Source organism: Candidatus Cloacimonadota bacterium (assembly GCA_034661015.1).
Taxonomy (GTDB): domain Bacteria; phylum Cloacimonadota; class Cloacimonadia; order JGIOTU-2; family JGIOTU-2; genus JAYEKN01.
In genome coordinates, this window is record JAYEKN010000066.1 from 1 (window position 1) to 4,146 (window position 4,146).

Sequence of the window (4,146 nt, forward strand, 5' to 3'; positions counted from 1 at the left end):
AAGTAATCTCATAAATGCTCTCTATCCTCCTTTTTTCGTTTAAAAATATTTATGATTTTCCCGAGTTCGATGATTTTTCTCTCCCGAACCGAATAGACGATTAGAAAAATTCCTATTACAGAAAAAATAATATTCGAGATCCACATACTGATAAATGGAGAGATTATCATCTTATCTGCAAGTTCTTCTCCTCCGTAAAGGGACACGTAATAAATCATAAAAATAAGGGTGCTAATTGCAAATCCGATACCAATCGAGTGCGTCCTAGTCATCATCCCGATCGGTGCTCCGAGCATTATAAAAACAAGGCACGCAAATGCAATGGAATATTTTTTTTCGATTTCAACTTTATATCTGTAAATATCTGATGTGATGCTCTTTATCCGCTGGTTGCGAAGTTTTATCAAATGCCCCAGCCTTCTTGCCTCTTTTTCGGATTTGCTGTTTTTCCCACTTTCAATATCCTTTAGTTGCGATTGATATTTATTCAGTTCAACGATTTTTGATTGCCGACTTTTATCCAAGTCATCTATTTTTAATTGCATATCTTGAGAGCTCATTTCTCTGTCTCCCCGATGTGCGATTCTCTCGCGACTGAGTTTGATGCCGAGATCAGGAATTGCTATTTTATATTTTTTGAATGTTATTGCTGTGTAGGAGTCCGAATTGTCGGTCGAGCGTTCGTGAATCTCGCCATCATACAGAATTGCCTTGAGCGAGTTACCGCCATTATAGAAATTTATTTTACCTTCTTTTGCAATTATTGTGCGTGGAATTTTACGGTCATTTCTGTCATAGATCAAGACCTGATTGAGCAAACCGGTGTTTTCGTCACGGTCGTGAAAATAAAAGTTGTAATGCTGAAGCTTGGTGAAAATGCCGGGTTTCAATTCGGAAGCAGGTCTGCGTGAATGTATTTTAATGAGAAGATTTTTCAATTGATAATTGCTATTCGGCAAAATGTGATTGTTAAAATAAACCATGAAAAACGATAAGAAAATCGCAGAAATAATCACCGGTCTCATCATTGCGTAAATGTTTATTCCGCTTGCTTTAAATGCGGTTATTTCGTTATCGGAAGAAAGCCTGCCAAATGCCATAATCGTTGCCACAAGTACAGCCATCGGGATTGAAAGTGCCAGCATAAAAGGGAGACTAAGTCCGAAGACTTCTCCGATGGTAATAAATGCTAAGTGCTTTGTGATGATCAGGTTAAGTAGGTCCAGAATCCGGTCGAGAAGCATAACGAAAGTGATGACGAATATCGCCAGAAAAAATGGTCCAACGTGTTCTTTTAGAATATAGCGGGAAAGAATTTTCATGATCTAATTTTCAAAAAGGTCTGCCTGAATTTGGAGTTTCTTTCGATTCACAGGTGCGTTTTTTTCCAACATTTTCTCAAATTCCTTTTCCCCGATAATTCGGATTGATTCGATCTTTTGTGCCTTTTGCAATTTTGAACCGGCATTTTCCCCGGCGATAAGATAATCAACGTTTTTGCTAATTGCCGAAATAACATCACCTCCGTTTTTGATAATAATCTCTTTCAGGTCGTTTCTGGAATACTTATCCAATTTTCCCGTAAGCACAAATTTGAGTCCTTCAAGATTTAAGGCGGATTTTTCTCCGATTTTCGTTTCAAAATTCAATCCGCTTTGTCGCAGATTTTTGATTAATTTTACATTCTCTGCGTTTTGAAAATATGCATGGATACTTTCTGCGATTGCTTCTCCCAAGTCGGCTATTTCAAGAAATTCCTCGGTGGAAGTCGCCATTAAATTATCAATAGATTTAAAATTTTCTGCGATTATTCTGGCAATTTTAGCGCCGATATGCCGAATTCCGAGAGCAAAAAGGACTTTTGCAAAAGGTTTTTCCTTACTTTCCTCTACGGCATTTATCAGATTGTTGATTGACTTTTCCTTAAAACCTTCATATTGATTCAAAATATGATAATCGAATGTATAAATTTCTGAAACATTTCGGATGAGATTTTTTTCCACCAACAGGTTGATTATTGCCGAACCCATTCCTTTGATATCCATTGCATTTCTGGAGACAAAATGCTCGATGCCTTTTTTAATCTGAGCCGGACAATTCACATTCGGGCAACGCCAAATTGCTTCCCCTTCAGGGCGGATTAGTTTTGAATTACAAATCGGGCAATTTGTGATCATCGCGAAATCTTTTTCGGAGCCATCTCGTTTTTCAAAAACCACTTCGGTAACTTTGGGGATTATTTCCCCTGATTTTATCACCTTCACATAGTCGCCGATTTTTATCCGCAACCGCAAAATCTCGTCCTCATTATGAAGAGTAGCGTTTGAAACGGTTGTGCCGGAAAGATGCACCGGTTCGAGCTTGGCTACCGGAGTAATCGCACCGGTTCTTCCCACTTGAAATTCGATCTTATTCAGTTTTGTTACGGCTTCCTCTGCCTGAAATTTATAGGCAATTGCCCAGCGGGGGCTTTTTGCAGTTGAGCCAAGTTCTTTTTGCTGTACAAAAGAATTAATCTTGATGACCATTCCATCTATGTCAAAAGGAAGATCAAACCGTTTTTCATCCCATTCATTGCAATATTTTTGCATTTCGGCAAACGAGTTAACAAGGGTGAAGTTCTTATTTATCCGAAAGTGATTTTCCTGTAAAAATTCGAGAAATTGTTTCTGGGTTTTGAATTTATTTTCAGCAGAGAAACCCAACGCATAAACGATTGCATTTAGATGGCGTTTTGCAGTATCGAGAGAGGATTTCAATTTGACCGAACCGGCTGCTGCGTTTCTCGGATTTGCAAAACTGCTTTTCCCTTCTTGCACTCGTTTTTCATTGAGTCTGCTGAATTCTGCATGTGAAAGAAATATTTCACCCCGAATTTCAATACGGCTTTTATAAGGAATTTTAAGAGGGATATCTCTGATGGTTTTCACGTTTGGGGTGATGTCTTCACCTTCAATTCCATTCCCGCGAGTGAGTGCATATTGCAAAAAACCATTATCATACAGCAGATTGATGCTCAGACCATCTATCTTTTGTTCAATAACATATTCGATTTTTTTTTCGGGAAGATTTTTTTTGATGCGTTGTAAGAAATCGGCAAGTTCCTCGAATGAATAAACATTGCCAAGGCTTTGCATTGGAAAAACGTGCATGCGGGTCTGGAATTGATTTGAGATATCCGAACCAACTCTCTGGGTGGGAGAATCGGCAGTAAAAAATTGGGGAAATTCACGTTCCAACTGCTGAAGCTCACGCATTAATCTATCGAATTCCCGATCGGAAACCATGGGCTGATTATCCACGTAATATTTTTTTGAGTGGAAATTTATTTTGCTCTTTAGTATTTCAATTTTTTTTTCTGCATCTTTTTCATTCATTTTATCGAATCCATTATTAAAGTTTCGCAAATTAATTACTTGACACAAATTTCAGTCAATTTTCACATAAACACAATATTCCAAATAAATAAAAAATTATGTAAATCTGATCTATTCGCAGCAAAAAAAACGCATATTGGACTGATTTCTCTGATAAAGTTTGCATTGAGCAAAATATAAATTCATTTTATTATTACAATTATTTTTTTGTGAAATTCTATTTTTTCACCGTTCGTCTGCGTCCTATCTTAAGGAGATGATAAATTGAAAAAGATTAAAATTTTTACTGATGGTGCATGTTCCGGAAATCCTGGACCGGGTGGCTGGGGTGCGATACTGAAACATAACGATCACAGCAAACGTATTTCCGGTTACTCACCCAAAACCACAAACAATCAAATGGAATTGACCGCAGTTATAAAAGCTCTGGAAAAACTAAAGGAATCGTGTGATATCGAAATATATTCCGACTCGAAATACGTAATTCAAGGGATGTCTGCCTGGATCTTTTCTTGGAAAAAGAGGGGCTGGAAAAATTCTAAAAAGGAAACTGTGAAAAATATGGATTTGTGGAAAAAATTAGATAAACTTAGCAATAAGCATAACGTAAAATGGAATTGGGTAAAAGGTCATGACGGTCATCCTGAAAATGAAGAATGCGACAAGCTTGCCCGAAGTGAAATTGAAAAAAGATAAGCTTACAGATCCCGAAAAAACAAATCTCAAAACTCCCCTATCCCTGTAAACATCACGAAAAGGGGATTAAAAA

General features: G+C 37.4%; 3 protein-coding genes. 1 reads left to right on the forward strand and 2 read right to left on the reverse strand.

The window, feature by feature from the left end; translation table 11 throughout:
* Positions 1–8: 8 nt before the first annotated feature.
* Together U9P79_02025 and ligA are read right to left on the reverse strand one after the other, a co-directional pair.
* Complete coding sequence (locus U9P79_02025) at positions 9–1,322, reverse strand: LptF/LptG family permease (GenBank protein ID MEA2103405.1); 1,314 nt, start codon at positions 1,320–1,322, stop codon at positions 9–11.
* A 3-nt stretch (positions 1,323–1,325) separates the two neighbouring features.
* Positions 1,326–3,377, reverse strand: a complete 2,052-nt coding sequence (gene ligA, locus U9P79_02030) for an NAD-dependent DNA ligase LigA (GenBank protein ID MEA2103406.1) — start codon at positions 3,375–3,377, stop codon at positions 1,326–1,328.
* 264 nt (positions 3,378–3,641) lie between these two features.
* Between ligA and rnhA the strand changes: the two genes are divergently transcribed.
* A complete protein-coding gene (gene rnhA, locus U9P79_02035; GenBank protein ID MEA2103407.1) occupies positions 3,642–4,073 on the forward strand; it encodes a ribonuclease HI in 432 nt (143 codons plus the stop codon).
* The last annotated feature ends 73 nt before the right edge of the window (positions 4,074–4,146 follow it).